This window comes from Kitasatospora indigofera (assembly GCF_014655955.1).
Taxonomy (GTDB): Bacteria; Actinomycetota; Actinomycetes; order Streptomycetales; family Streptomycetaceae; genus Kitasatospora; species Kitasatospora indigofera.
This window is the reverse complement of the sequence record NZ_BNBO01000001.1, coordinates 170,796-183,516: the sequence shown is the minus strand read 5'-3', so window position 1 is coordinate 183,516 and position 12,721 is coordinate 170,796. Positions and strand designations below refer to the sequence as shown.

Sequence of the window (12,721 nt, the reverse complement as noted above, 5' to 3'; positions counted from 1 at the left end):
GGCACCACGGGAGCGCCCCGGCAACACGGCGGGCGGGACCTCCGAAAGGTGACGGCGGCGCGCCCGGCCCGACCGCCGTACGAAGGAGTGGTGACCGGCGGGACGGCTTGTTGAGCCGACGATGTCCGACCCGGCCCCTATTCTCGGGGACATGACGATTCAGCGCATGGACAACGTCGGCATCGTCGTCGACGACCTCGACGCGGCCGTCGCCTTCTTCACCGAACTCGGCATGGAGCTGGAAGGCCGGATGCCGATCGAGGGAAGCTGGGCGGGAAGGGTCGTCGGGCTGGACGACATGCGGTCCGAGATCGCGATGATGCGGATCCCGGGCGCCCCGGGCCGGCTCGAACTGGCGAAGTACCACGCCCCGCAGGCGATCACCCCCCAGCCGGGGATCACCCCCGCGAACACCCTGGGCCTGCACCGCGTCATGTTCGCCGTCGACGACCTCGAAGACACCCTGGCCCGCCTCCGGCCGCACGGCGCCGAACTCGTCGGCGAGGTGACGCGCTTCGAGGACAGTTACCTGCTCTGCTACCTCCGCGGGCCGAGCGGCATCATCCTCGCGCTGGCCGAGCAGCTGGGCTGAGCGCAGGGAGTCCGCTCCCGCGAACGCCGGCGGCTCGACGGCCGGGCGGGTGCGAAGGACGGCGGCGAGGCCGTCGCCCCCTGATCCGACACCCCGTCAGCCTTCCCCGCCGACCGGGTCGGCGGGTCGGGTCATGCTCCGCGGAGCGCGATCGTCCCATGCCGGCACCGCGGACGTCGACGCCACCGGGTGTCGACGGACGACGCGGGTGTTCACGGACGACGCCCGTGGTGCCGGCGCGTCGCGTGGTGCCGGCACGCGCCTGGCGTTCCGGTGGCCAGCAGGTGGCATTCAACCGCCGTACACGCCGTTTCAAGGTTGTGTCAGCAGAGTTCGGCCTCGTGCCTACCTCACACTCGCGTACCGGCGTCGCCTCCGTCTGCGCCGCGGCCTTGACCTTCTCGGGACTGCTCGTCACCGGGTTGTTCGCGGCGCAGCCCGCGGCCGCCGCGGACCCTGCCGGCTTCCAGAACATCCGGATCAACGAGGTCACCTCGTCCAACAACGACACGGTGGAGCTGTACAACTCCGGCTCGACCGCGGTGAACATCAGCGGCTGGAAGATGTCCGACGACGCCTTCTCGCCGCAGTCGTTCAGCCCTTCCGCCGGCAGCGTCCCGGCCGGCGGCTTCGTCACCTTCAACTCGCCCAAGGGGCTGGGTGACTCGGACAAGCTGGTGATCTACACGGCCGACGGCACGGTGGTCGACCGTGTCGAGTGGGCCACCGACGGGGCGAAGCCGGCGATGGCGCGCTGCGGCGGCGACGGCACCGGGGCGTGGGTGACCGCGACCGTGGCGGCCACCTTCGGTGCCGCGAACGCCGGGGGCTGCCCCTCCTCGGTACCGGCGGCGAGCCGGGTGCGGATCAACGAGGTCACCTCGAACGGCGCGGACACCGTGGAGCTGTACAACGGCGGCACGAGTGCGGTCAGCATCGGGTCGTGGAAGTACGTCGACGGTGACACCACCCACTCCCCGGTCTCGATCTCCTCGTCCTCGCCGAGCGCGACCAGCATCCCCGCGGGCGGCTACGTCACGTTCAGCTCCGGCCTCGGTCTGGGGGACAACGACTCGGTCTTCCTGCTCAACAGCACCGGCTCCACCATCGACTCGGTGACCTGGGCGACCGACGGCGCGAAGCCGTCGGACGAGCGCTGCGCCAACGGCACCGGCTGGTTCCGGACGGCGGTGACGGCGACGCCGGGCGGCGCCAACTCCTGCTCGGGCAGCGGCGGTGGCGGCGGTGGCCAGACCGGGCAGCTGCTGGGCGGGGGCGGCGCGCTGACCAGCGGCTGCGCCCCCGAGGCGGCGACGGGTACGGGCACCACCCCGGCGGGCACACTGGCCTGGCCGGGCGGGCTGGACGTGACGATCGCCGACAACGTCTGTGCGTTCACCACCTCCACCGGCCCCGAGGGGCGTGACATCAGCGGCCTGGCGTTCGACCCGGCGAACCCCTCGGTGCTGTGGGCGGCCAAGAACAAGAACTGGCTGTACAAGCTGGTGAAGAGCAACGGGAAGTGGGTCCCGGACGCGACGTGGAGCGCGACCGGCAAGCAGATCCGCTTCGCGGGCGGCTCGGGCGAGCCGGACGCCGAGGGCCTGACGGTCGGCGCCGACGGCCACCTCTACGTGACCTCCGAGCGTGACAACACCAACAACACGGCCCCCAAGGACACCGTCATGGAGTTCGACCCGGCCGCGACCGGATCGACCCTCACCCCCGTCCACCAGTGGGACATGACCGCGCAGTTCCCGCAGCTGGACACCGGCAGCAAGGACGACGCCAACCTGGGCTTCGAGGGCGTCGGCTACGTGCCGGACAGCTGGCTGACCGCGAACGGCTGGCTCGACCCGCTGACCGGCGCCGCGTACAACCCGGCGAACTACCCGCTGCACGGCTCGGGCCTGTACTTCGCCGGCCTGGAGTGGGACGGCAGCCTGCACGTCTACGGCCTCAACTCCGACAGCTCGTTCACCACGTTCACCACGATCGCGACCGGCAAGGCCTCCGTGATGGACGTGACCTACGACGCCGCGACCCAGCGCATCGTCGCGACCTGCGACAACACCTGCGGCGAGACGCACACCTTCCTGAAGGTCAACGCCGGCGGCGCGATCGTCCCGGACGTGACCTACACCAACCCGGCCGTCATGCCGGCCGACAACCTGGAGGGCTTCGCGATCGCGCCGGCCTCGACCTGCGTCAACGGCTTCCGTGAGGCGGTCTGGAGCGACGACGGCATCTACGGCTTCGGCTCCGGCAGCTCCTCCTACGGTCACGCGCTCTACAGCGGCACCTTCCCCTGCTGATCCCTCCCACCGCGGCGGCCCCGCCGGGGCCGCCGCCGGGATGAGAGGGCACGGGGGCCGGTGAGGCACGGAGGCCGGTGAGGCACGGGGGCCGAGGGCCGTCCCCGCAACCGCCGGCCCCGAGGCGGGACCGACCGCGGCCGCCGGCCCGGACCGCTGTTGTAGCGTCAGACCGTGACCGGCCCCGCGCTGCTGCGCCTAGCGACCTTCAACGTCCTGCACGGACGGCGGATCCCGGACGAGGGCCGCCCGTCGGCCACGGCCGGCACCGACACCGACACCGCGACGGCCTCCGGCAGCGCCACGGACGTGGCCACCGTGCAGCCCCTCATCGACGCCGTCGCCTCCCTGGACGCCGACGTGGTGGCGCTGCAGGAGCTCGACCGCCTCCAGGAGCGGTCGGGCCGGATCGACCAGGCCCGCGCGATCGCCGAGGCGACCGGCGCCACGGACTGGCGCTACGCCTCGGCGTTCCACGCCCGGTCCGTGCCGGGACGGCGCTGGGTGACCGACCGGTCCGAGCCGGGGCTGCGGGTGTACGGCCCGCGGGGCGCGGGGCATGACGGAACGGTGCCCTCGCACGGCATCGCGCTGCTGTCCAGACTGCCGGTCCTGGACTGGCGGGCCCGACGGTTCGCCGCACCACCCGTCGCCCTGCCGCTGCGGGTGGCCGGACGGACGGGCCTCACGGTGATCCGGGACCATCCGCGCGCGGCGCTGGCCGCCGTGCTGGAGGGGCGGCGCGGCCCGTTCACGGCGGTGGCGCTGCACCTCTCGTTCGTCCCGGGGGTGAACGTCCGGCAGCTGCTCGCGGTGCACGGCTGGATCGCCGACCTGCCCCGGCCGCACGTCCTGCTGGGCGACTTCAATCTCTTCGGCGCGATTCCCGCGGCCACGCTCGGCGCGGCCGGCCTGCTCTCGCCGTCGAGGTTCCGGCAGGACCGGTCCGGCTGGCGCGGCCTGGCCCGGGCCCGGACCTTCCCGGCCCACCGCCCCCTGCTGCAGCTCGACCACATCCTCGCGACCGGGCTCGGGTCGCACCGGCCGGAGTCGGGGCGGGCGCCCCGGATGCCGGTCTCGGACCACCGCCCGCTGACCGTCGAACTGCCGCTGTAGGCCGTACGGGCGCGCGCCGGTACCGGAGTCGACGGTACCGGCGGGGCTCGCGGCGCGCCGTGCACAAGGGCGTACCGGGGCTGTGAGCGGGGGCGGCGGCGGGTCAGTGCTTCAGGTAGGCCTGCGGCGGGTACCAGGCCGCCGTCCGGAGCGGGCCCGTGGGTTCGGCGCGGTTGGACGTCAGCCGACGGCCGAGGTGCTCGCCGTTCGGGCCGTGCCGGGCGTAGTGGTCCAGCAGGAGGTCGTGCCCGAGGTCGTTGTCCAGGTCGCGCCAGACGGTGTGCACGTGCTGTCCCGCGGCGACCGCGTTGTCCGCCTCCACCAGCAGGCCGGAGGTCGAGATCCGGTAGTAGTGCGCGGTGTCCGGCCCGGTGCCGCCGGCCCAGGCGAAGTGCAGCTCGGACGGGTGCTCGCGGAGCACGTCCTCGCGGTACCGGGCGGTGAGCTCCTCCGGCCCGGTCTCGACGTAGCGCAGCAACAGCTCCCGGACGGCCGCCAGTTGGGCGCCGGTGAGGTCGGCGCCGTTGATGCCCGAGGGCGCCTCCCTGGTGAAGCGGAGCTTGCGGCGGTCCTCGTCGGTGGTGGTGTAGCCGACGATGCCGAGGTCGACCGGGTCCGGCCATTCCTCGGCGCCGACCCGGGGCACCTGGCGGGTCACGAAGTCCGCGGGCGCGACGTCGTGGACGACGGCCCGGGCCCGCAGGTCCGGGGAGAGTCCGTGCAGGAAGTCGAAGGCCATCCGGCCGTGTTCGCCCAGCGGGTCGAGGACTCCGGCGGGGATCGGCATCGCGCCCATCGCGAGCGGGGTGACGGTCAGGTACCGCTGGGCGACGACGGTGAAGCTGACGGACAGGTGGTGGCCGATGACGCGCCACCCCCAGGTGTCCTCGAAGCCCGGGCGTCCGAAGACGGTGAGCCAGTAGGCGTCCGGGCTGCGGAAGTCGCCCGCGAAGACGCCGAACTCACGCTCGATGACGTCGAGTTCCCGGAGGATGTTCTCGGTGGCCATCACGGCGAGCACCTGGCTGTAACCGCGCATGCTGAGCCCGGTCTTCAGCAGCGTGTGGGCCAAGGTCCGCTGATGGCCGTGGAGTTTGCTCAGCGGGACGCCGGTGCGGTCGGGCTTGGGGATGAAGTCCCAGTCGAGGCGCCGGGGATCGCTCATCTCGGGGATGTGCATCCGGGCCCGGAGGTCCGGGGTGAGCGAGTCCAGGAGCGCCCAGGCGGAGAAGAGCATCCGCTTGATCGCGCCGGGCGCTTCGTAGTTCCTGGAAGGGTGCTGCGGCATGAGTCCTCCTGCGTCAGGCGGCCGGGTCCGATGGTTCGTACGAGGGGGTCGTCTCCGGAAGCACGGCGAGGAGGTCGCAGTGGATCCGCGCCGCGCCGTCGAGTCGCGCGGCGACGGCCTGCCGGGCGGGGCGGCGCGCCGGGTCCGGGAACATGGCCAGCCACTCGTGGTTGAGCGCTTCACGGTCGCCGGGATCGGTCAGGTGGAAGGTCATCTTCAGGATGTGGTCGGTGCTGCCGCCCACGGCCGCCATGAGGGCGCGCACGTGGATGAACACGTTGGCACACTGCTGTTCCAGCGTCGGCGGCATGGTGCGGGTCAGGGGGTTGCGGCCGGTGATGGCGCCCGATGCCAGAAAGGGGCCGATCCGGCTGGCCGCGGGGATCGGATTGGCGTGCTCGAATCCTGGCAGCTCGACGCTGGCCCGCTCGGACACGGCTCAGCCCTCCGCGACGATGCGGTTCTCCAGGGCGCCGAGGCCCTCGATCTCGGCGCGCACCACGTCGCCGGGCCGCAGGAAGTTCCTGGTCGGCGCGCCGATTCCGGACGGCGTGCCGGTGGCGAGGATGTCGCCGGGCATCAGGGTGAAGACCTGCGACAGGTAGGCGATCTGGTCGTAGATGTCGTAGATCATGTCGCTGGTCGGCCAGTCCTGGCGCACCTCCCCGTTCACGCTCAGGGTCATCTGCAGCGCGAGCGGGTCGGGAACCTCGTCGGCCGTGGTGAGCCAGGGGCCGATCGGGCCGTGGGTGTCGAAGGACTTGCCGAGGGTGAAGGTGGGCGAGCGCTTCTGCAGCCAGTCGCGGACGGAGAAGTCGTTGGCCACGAGGTAGCCGGCGATCACCGAGGGAGCGTTCTCGGCGGTGACGTTCTTGCAGCGCTGCCCGATGACGACGCCGAGTTCGATCTCGTAGTCGAGCTCGTCGGAGATGTCCGGCTTCACCACGTCGGCGTTCGGTCCGACGATGCAGGACACCTGCTTGTTGAACCACATCTGGTTCGTGGGAATGGGGATGCCCGCCTGACGCGCCTCCTCGGCGTGCTCGCGGTAGTTCATGCCGATGCCCAGGTACTTCTGGGGGGCGTCGACCGGAGCGAGGAGGGTGACCTCGGACAGGTGGTGCCTGGGGCCGTCCACAGCCGCGATCCGCTGCCGACGTGCGGGCAGGCCGGGCAGGATGTCGCGCAGCGAGGGCCCGGTCTCCCGCGTGATGTCGGTGATCAGTTCGCCGTCGACGCGGCCGAGGCGGACGGTGCCGTCCGCGGGGTGGAACCGTGCGAGTCTCATGCCGGTCAGCCCTTCTGCTCGATCGTCGTGTCCGCCAGGGAGGCCTTCTCCGCGTCGGTGGCCGGCCAGACGTGCTCGCCGTCCGGGGTCATCTGGAAACTGACGAAGCGCCAGGCGCCGTCCTCGCAGCGGCGCAGCACCTGGATGACCTGGCCACGGATGACCCGTTCGGTCCCGTCGGGGCTGTCGAGCCGGTTGAGGATGCGGCCGGTCATGATCGCGACGTCGCCGATCAGGCGGACGGTCAGGGGGCCGCGGGTGATGTCGAGGTACGCCTGCCGGGTGGCCACGTGCTCCAGGAGCTGGGCCTTGTCGTGGGTCACTCCCGGCGCGTGGGTGTGGACGAGGGAGTCGTCGAGGAGGGCGTCCAGGGCGGGGACGTCGACGGTGAGGAGGGCGGTGCGGCGCCGTTCCTCCACCGCGAGGATCTCGGCGCGGGTCCGGTCGTCGGCGTACACGACGGCGGGTGGTCGGTGGGTGCTCATGGTCGTCCTTCGGGTCCGTGGGGTCGGGTGATGGCGGCACGTGGCCAGGGTGGCCGGCCGGTGGCGGCCGGCCCGCCGATGACGGCGGCGGGCCGGCAGCCGGCCGGGGTCAGCGGTCGGCGTGCTCGGTGCGGAAGCCCGTGGTGTCGCCGGCCTCGTGGCCGGGGCGGGGCTGTCCGACCAGCGCGTGGTACCGGCTGAAGATGGCGTCGGCCTCGGCAAGCGGGAGCACGTCCTCGATGTCGGCGAACCGCTCGCCGCCGGTCCGTTCCTCGACCATCCGGCGGATCACCTCGTAGCCCTCGCCGCGGTGGGCCATGACGATGCCGTTGACGGCCCGGAGGCGCTGCTCCTCGAAGGCCTTCAGGGCGGTGGGCACGTCCGGGAGGGTGGCGAGCTTCTCGGCCAGCGCCCCGCCGTCGACGATGGCCTGGCAGGCGCCGTTGCCGCCCCGGGGGTACATGGCGTGCGCGGCGTCGCCGATCAGCAGGACGCGGCCGTCGGTCCAGGTGTCGAGCGGTTCGTGGCGGATGAGCGGGAAGAGGTAGACCTCGCGGGCGTTGCGCAGCATCTCCTGGACGTCCAGGTGCACGATGTCGCACTGGTCGTAGTAGGGCATGATCTGGTCGACGGTGCCGAGCTGGTTCCAGTCCTCGACGGACTCGTCCCGGGTGGCTTCGACCACCCAGTTGACGAGCACCTTCCCGGTGCCCTCGTAGTCGTCGGCGATCGGGTAGACGATCATGCTGGAGGTCTGCGGCGCGCCGATGTGCAGGATGGTGCCGCCGCTGCCGAAGGGCTCCATCAGGGTGGTGCCGCGCCACATGGTGATGCCGGAGTAGACCGGCCCCGAGTGGTCCGGGTGCATCTGCCGGCGGACGGCGGAGTTGATGCCGTCCGCGGCGATCGCGAGGTCGGCCGTCACCTGCGAGGCGTTGCCGTCCAGGTCCTCCAGGTCGAGGGTCACCCGGTCGTCGTGGTTGGTGTAGCCGGTACAGCGCAGCCCCAGGACGACGGCGTCGGCGCCGAGCCGCTCCAGCACGGTGCGGTGGAGCAGCATCTGGAGGCGGCCGCGGTGGACGAAGCGCTGCTCGTGCAGGTAGCCCATGTGCACGCCGCACAGTTCGGCGTAGATCTCCTGGCCGTACTTGTTGTAGAAGATCGACTCCTGGGCGTCGACGGAGATGGCCCGGAACTCTTCGAGCAGGCCCAGCTCCTCCAGCTCCTTGGTGCCGTACACCTTGACGTCGATGCCGACGCCGAGCGGCTTGAGCTCGGGGACGGTCTCGTAGATGCGGGGCCGGAAGCCGCGCTGGTGCAGGCGCAGCGCGGCGGCCAGGCCTGCCGGGCCGGCGCCGATGATCGCGATGTCGAGCGGGTTGTCGGTCATGTGGGTCCTCGGGTGGGTGATGCGGCGGGTGCCGGGCGGTACGGCGGGTTCAGGGTGGTGCGGCAGGTGGTGCGGGGGTGATGCGGCGGGGGTGGTGCGAGGGCCGGTCCGGTGGCCGGCACCGGTGGCCGGCACCGGTGGCCGGGAGGTCAGGCGCCGGGCTGGGGGGCGTCGGTCTCCCGCAGGAACCGCAGGGTGGTGCTCCAGGCCCGGGCGGTGCCGCGGGCGCTGTAGGCGACCACGTCCGGCCGCGGGGAGTCCTTCGCCGTCGGGGAGGTGAAGCCGTGGACGGTCCCGCCGTACACGTGCAGCTGCCAGTCGAGGCCGGCCGCGGTCATCCCGGAGGTGAGGGCGGTGCGCATCGCGGCGGTGGCCATCGGGTCGCCGTCGCCGGTGCAGAGCAGCACCGGTGCCCGACCGGCCTCGGACCAGTCGGACCCGACGACGTCCAGGCCCCCGTGGACGCTGACGACACCCGCGATGCCGGCGCCCCCGCGCAGGTACTCCAGGGCGGAGGAGCCGCCGAAGCAGTAGCCGAGGAGCGCCACGCTCGTGGTCGTGGTCTCCGGCTGCGCCAGGAGGGCCTGGTGGGCCGCGCCCACTCTGCGGTGCCAGCGCTCGCGGTCGGCGGCCATGGCCCCGATCAGCGGGCCGAACTCGGCCTGGCCGGCGGGCAGCAGCCCGTTGCCCCAGAGGTCCGCGACGAAGACGGCGTGTCCCTCCTCGGCCAGGCTCCGGGCGATGCCGATCATGTGCCTGGTCACCCCGTGGGCGTCGGGGAGCAGGAGCACGGTCGTCCCGGCGCGCTCACCGGTCGGCGCGCACACGTGGCCGAGCAGGCGGGTGCCATCGTCCCAGTACTCGATGTCGCGTGCGATCACGTCCCTCATCTGCACAAACGTCCTCTCTCGACGGCTCCCCCACGCGAACGGGGGCGTGGGGGCGGACGGCGTTCCCAGCACCGGGGGCGTCGCCGTACAGGGGACCATAAACGAGATCGTGTATGATTTCAATTATGAAATCTGTTGCGCTGGCGGCAGGGCTCGGCTAGCGTTCGTATCTGATATCGCACATGATCTCGGCCGGATGCGGCCGGGCGCCACCGGCGAGACGGTGGGCGCAGGGTCGTCAGAAGCCACCGAAACCCCCACGTACGACGAGAGGTGTCCCCCCATGACCGTGGTAGACATCAACATCCACCACCTGCCTGAGGACCTGTTCTCCAACCCCAAGATCCTCAACGGCTTCCTCGACAGCGCCCCGCGCGGCTTCGGCGAGATCGCCCGGGTCGCCGACCTGGAGGACGGCCGCAAGCAACTGATCCTGGAGAAGCCGGCCGGCTTCCAGAACCTCAACTACGTCGACGGCGACTACAGCGCCGAGGCCAAGCTCGCGGCCATGGACGAGGCCGGCGTCGACTACGGCATCATGCGCGTGCCGGTCTGGCAGGAGTGGCTCGGCCTGGAGACCTGCCGGGAGGTCAACGACAACGCCCACGAGATCGTCAAGCGGTCGGGCGGCCGGCTGTTCGCCACCGCCACCGTTCCGCCGTGGGGCGGCAAGGAGAACATCTACGAGCTGGAGCGCTGCGTCAAGGACCTCGGCGTGGTGGGCGTGCAACTCGCCTGTCACTACGGGCAGATCTACCTGGACGACCCGGTGTTCGAGCCCTACCTGAAGGTCATCGAGAAGCTCGACATCCCGGTCATCGTGCACCACACCCCGCTGCCGGTGGAGTGGCGCTCGATCATCGACTACACCAACCTGCGCCGGGAGTTCGGCCGCATCACCGACCAGGCCACCGCGGTCGGCCGCGAGCTGTTCAGCGGCATGTTCGACCGGATGCCCGGCCTGCGCTTCGTCCACACCATGCTCGGCGGCAACTGGTTCGCCAACACCGCGCTGATGACGCCGCACAAGTCGAACAAGAAGGAGGCCATCGACCGGCTCGACCCGACCGGCGGCGACAAGATCCAGAGCTACCTGGAGAACAACATCTTCTTCGACCTGACCCACCCGCACTCCTGGGGCAAGGACCAGGTCGAGTGCGCGCTCAAGGTCAACGGCGCCGACCACTACATGTTCGGCTCCTCGTTCCCGGTCTTCTACGGCTGGATGAGCCAGGGCGTGGACTTCCTCAAGAACACCGTCGAGATCACCGACGAGGAGCGCGAGCAGGTGCTGTCGGGCAACGCCAAGCGCCTCTTCCGGCTCCCGATCTAACCCGCGCCGACGACCAAGGGAGACACCCATGAGCCACGATGCCGGCCGGGACGCCAGGGCCGATCAGGACATCGACGGCTTCTTCTCCACCGCTCGCGTCGCCGCACGACGGGAGGCGGTCGAGCTGCCGGCCGACAGCTACACCCACTTCCTCATCGACCTCGACGACCCGAAGCTCGCCGGCGTCCGTGGCATGGACTACGAGGAGTTCTCCCGGGACCGCCGGCGGGCGCCCTTCCTCCAGGAACTCCTCGGCTCCTGGCAGGCCCTGTACGACGAGCCGTTCACCGGCGTCACGTCCGACGGGACGGTCCGCCCGGGCCTCTACGACCTGCCGGAGCACCCGGACGTCGACCCCGCCCCGCAGCGGGCGGCGGAGCGGCTGCTGGCCGTCCTCACCGAGGACGAACTGCTGGCCCTCCGCCACCCGCTGACGGCCCGTCAGTGGCGGGCCTGGAGCAATCCGGAGTTCGTCGTCCACCGGGTGGGCCTGCGCCTGGAGACCCTCCCCGACGAGAAGGTGACGGCGATCCTCGGGGTCGTGCGCGCCTCGCTGAGCCCCGAGGGCTACCGGCGGGTGACCGGGGCCATGACGCTGAACGCCGTCCTCGGCGAACTCGTCGGCCTGCCGACGGTGATGAACGACCGCAGCTACTGGTTCTCGCTCTTCGGAACCCCCGACCCGCTGGCCCCCTGGGGCTGGCAGCTCTTCGGGCACCACGTGGCCGTCAACTTCGTCTCCGTCGGCGGCCGGCACGTCATCGCGCCGGTCTTCCTCGGAGGCGAACCCGCCCTGACGGAGCAGCACCCGCCACTGTTCGCCGCGCGCGAGGCCGCCGCGCTCGAACTCGTCGGCTCGCTCGACGCCGAACAGCGGGCGCGGGCGGTCGTCTACGAGTCCGTGCTCGACCCCGCGATGCCCGAGGGCCGGCTGCACCCGGCCGACGAACGCCACGTCGCCGGCGCCTTCCGGGACAACCGGGTGATCCCCCACGAGGGCATCCGCGCCCGCGATCTCACCGACCGGCAGCGCACGCTGCTGCGCACGGTGGTCGCGGACTTCCTGGTCCTGCTCAAGGAACCGCAACGGGAGGCGACGCTGGCGCTGTTCGACGCCCACCGGGACGACACCTGGTTCGCCTGGTACGGCGCCACCGACGGCTCCCAGCCCTGCTACCTGCGCATCCAGAGCCCGGTGATCGTCGCCGAACTCGACCACCACGCGGGCGTCTGGCTGAGCAACCGGCTGCCGGCCCGCTTCCACGTGCACACCACCCTGCGCCACCCGAACGGCAACGACTACGGCCGTGCACTGATCGCCCGCTGGCACGAGCGGACGGGGTGACCGGTGGCCCGCGTCAGACCGGGTCGCGGTGGAGCCCCGCCTCGTGCCGGGTCACGGCCTCGACGGTCCGCAGCTCGTGCTGCCGGGCGGCGGTCTCGATGGCCTCGGCGTCGGCGGCGGACTCGATCAGCCGGATGAGGTCGTCGTGCTCGGCCAGCGAGGCCTCCGCCCGGCCCGGCGCGTACCAGAAGGCCGACTTGCGGATCACCTCTAGCCTCGCCCACTCGTTGTGGACCATGCCGACCAGCCGGTCGTCACCGGCACGCGACGCGAGCAGCTCGTGGAACTCGCGGTTGAGACGGCCGAACCGGGCCGGGTCGAAGGCGGCCAGCGCCTCGCCCATCTGCCGGTTCAGCGAGCGCGCGGTCTCCAGGTCCTCCTCGGTCAGCCGGGGCGCCGACAGGGCCGTGGCGTACCCGCCGATGCGGGCCAGCAGGCTGAGCCCCTTCTGCCACGCGTCCGTGTCGAACGTACGGACCAGCGCACCGACGTTGGGGACCATCTCCACCCAGCCCTCCGCCTCCAGCCGGCGCAGGGACTCACGCCAGGGCACCGAGCTGATCTGGTACGTGCGCACCAGCTGATCGATGACCAGGCGGTGGCCAGGCCCGTACGTACCGTCCATGATCCGCTCTTTGAGGATCTGGAAGGCCTGCTCGGCTTTGGTCTGCATGCGGCA

The 12,721-nt window shown here is 71.6% G+C and carries 12 protein-coding genes; 5 read left to right on the top strand and 7 right to left on the bottom strand.

From position 1 onward, the window contains the following. Positions 1–151 precede the first annotated feature (151 nt). From IE329_RS00800 to IE329_RS00790, 3 genes are all read left to right on the top strand, one after another. Positions 152–592: a VOC family protein gene (locus tag IE329_RS00800; RefSeq protein ID WP_190208762.1), complete on the top strand. Its 441-nt coding sequence runs from the start codon at positions 152–154 to the stop codon at positions 590–592. Between the two features lie 341 nt (positions 593–933). Further along, positions 934–2,907, top strand: a complete 1,974-nt coding sequence (locus tag IE329_RS00795) for a lamin tail domain-containing protein (RefSeq protein WP_190208761.1) — start codon at positions 934–936, stop codon at positions 2,905–2,907. A 174-nt stretch (positions 2,908–3,081) separates the two neighbouring features. Next, the gene (locus IE329_RS00790) at positions 3,082–4,023 is read left to right on the top strand and encodes an endonuclease/exonuclease/phosphatase family protein (RefSeq protein ID WP_229927057.1); all 942 of its coding nucleotides are present in this window, start codon (positions 3,082–3,084) and stop codon (positions 4,021–4,023) included. A 103-nt stretch (positions 4,024–4,126) separates the two neighbouring features. Here the strand turns inward: IE329_RS00790 and IE329_RS00785 are convergent, their stop codons facing one another. The 6 genes from IE329_RS00785 to IE329_RS00760 all read right to left on the bottom strand — a co-directional run bounded on the left by IE329_RS00785 (position 4,127) and on the right by IE329_RS00760 (position 9,364). After that, on the bottom strand, positions 4,127–5,311 hold the full coding sequence (locus tag IE329_RS00785) for a DUF3500 domain-containing protein (RefSeq protein ID WP_190208760.1): 1,185 nt from the start codon (positions 5,309–5,311) through the stop codon (positions 4,127–4,129). A 13-nt stretch (positions 5,312–5,324) separates the two neighbouring features. Beyond that, entirely contained in the window at positions 5,325–5,747 is a 423-nt protein-coding gene (locus tag IE329_RS00780; RefSeq protein ID WP_190208759.1) for a RidA family protein, read from the bottom strand. Between the two features lie 3 nt (positions 5,748–5,750). Further along, a complete protein-coding gene (locus tag IE329_RS00775) occupies positions 5,751–6,599 on the bottom strand; it encodes a fumarylacetoacetate hydrolase family protein (protein ID WP_190208758.1) in 849 nt (282 codons plus the stop codon). A 5-nt stretch (positions 6,600–6,604) separates the two neighbouring features. Beyond that, positions 6,605–7,084: a nuclear transport factor 2 family protein gene (locus tag IE329_RS00770; protein ID WP_190208757.1), complete on the bottom strand. Its 480-nt coding sequence runs from the start codon at positions 7,082–7,084 to the stop codon at positions 6,605–6,607. A 109-nt stretch (positions 7,085–7,193) separates the two neighbouring features. Next, on the bottom strand, positions 7,194–8,474 hold the full coding sequence (locus tag IE329_RS00765; protein ID WP_190208756.1) for an FAD-dependent monooxygenase: 1,281 nt from the start codon (positions 8,472–8,474) through the stop codon (positions 7,194–7,196). 149 nt (positions 8,475–8,623) lie between these two features. Next, complete coding sequence (locus IE329_RS00760) at positions 8,624–9,364, bottom strand: dienelactone hydrolase family protein (RefSeq protein ID WP_190208755.1); 741 nt, start codon at positions 9,362–9,364, stop codon at positions 8,624–8,626. A 283-nt stretch (positions 9,365–9,647) separates the two neighbouring features. Here IE329_RS00760 and IE329_RS00755 point away from each other — a divergent pair, with 283 nt between their 5' ends. Beyond that, complete coding sequence (locus IE329_RS00755) at positions 9,648–10,697, top strand: amidohydrolase family protein (RefSeq protein WP_190208754.1); 1,050 nt, start codon at positions 9,648–9,650, stop codon at positions 10,695–10,697. Positions 10,698–10,725: 28 nt separating this feature from the next. Further along, positions 10,726–12,042, top strand: coding sequence for a DUF3500 domain-containing protein (locus tag IE329_RS00750; RefSeq protein WP_190208753.1), 1,317 nt, complete (start codon positions 10,726–10,728; stop codon positions 12,040–12,042). A 13-nt stretch (positions 12,043–12,055) separates the two neighbouring features. Here the strand turns inward: IE329_RS00750 and IE329_RS00745 are convergent, their stop codons facing one another. Further along, the gene (locus IE329_RS00745; RefSeq protein ID WP_190208752.1) at positions 12,056–12,715 is read right to left on the bottom strand and encodes a GntR family transcriptional regulator; all 660 of its coding nucleotides are present in this window, start codon (positions 12,713–12,715) and stop codon (positions 12,056–12,058) included. Positions 12,716–12,721 lie beyond the last annotated feature (6 nt).

What these genes read in the sequence shown, in the direction of transcription:
- IE329_RS00800 (WP_190208762.1), top strand. Translation starts at nt 152, where the DNA reads ATGACGATTCAGCGCATGGACAACGTCGGCATCGTCGTCGACGACCTC.
- IE329_RS00785 (WP_190208760.1), bottom strand. Translation starts at nt 5,311, where the DNA reads ATGCCGCAGCACCCTTCCAGGAACTACGAAGCGCCCGGCGCGATCAAG.
- IE329_RS00775 (WP_190208758.1), bottom strand. Translation starts at nt 6,599, where the DNA reads ATGAGACTCGCACGGTTCCACCCCGCGGACGGCACCGTCCGCCTCGGC.
- IE329_RS00770 (WP_190208757.1), bottom strand. Translation starts at nt 7,084, where the DNA reads ATGAGCACCCACCGACCACCCGCCGTCGTGTACGCCGACGACCGGACC.
- IE329_RS00765 (WP_190208756.1), bottom strand. Translation starts at nt 8,474, where the DNA reads ATGACCGACAACCCGCTCGACATCGCGATCATCGGCGCCGGCCCGGCA.
- IE329_RS00760 (WP_190208755.1), bottom strand. Translation starts at nt 9,364, where the DNA reads ATGAGGGACGTGATCGCACGCGACATCGAGTACTGGGACGATGGCACC.
- IE329_RS00755 (WP_190208754.1), top strand. Translation starts at nt 9,648, where the DNA reads ATGACCGTGGTAGACATCAACATCCACCACCTGCCTGAGGACCTGTTC.
- IE329_RS00750 (WP_190208753.1), top strand. Translation starts at nt 10,726, where the DNA reads ATGAGCCACGATGCCGGCCGGGACGCCAGGGCCGATCAGGACATCGAC.
- IE329_RS00745 (WP_190208752.1), bottom strand. Translation starts at nt 12,715, where the DNA reads ATGCAGACCAAAGCCGAGCAGGCCTTCCAGATCCTCAAAGAGCGGATC.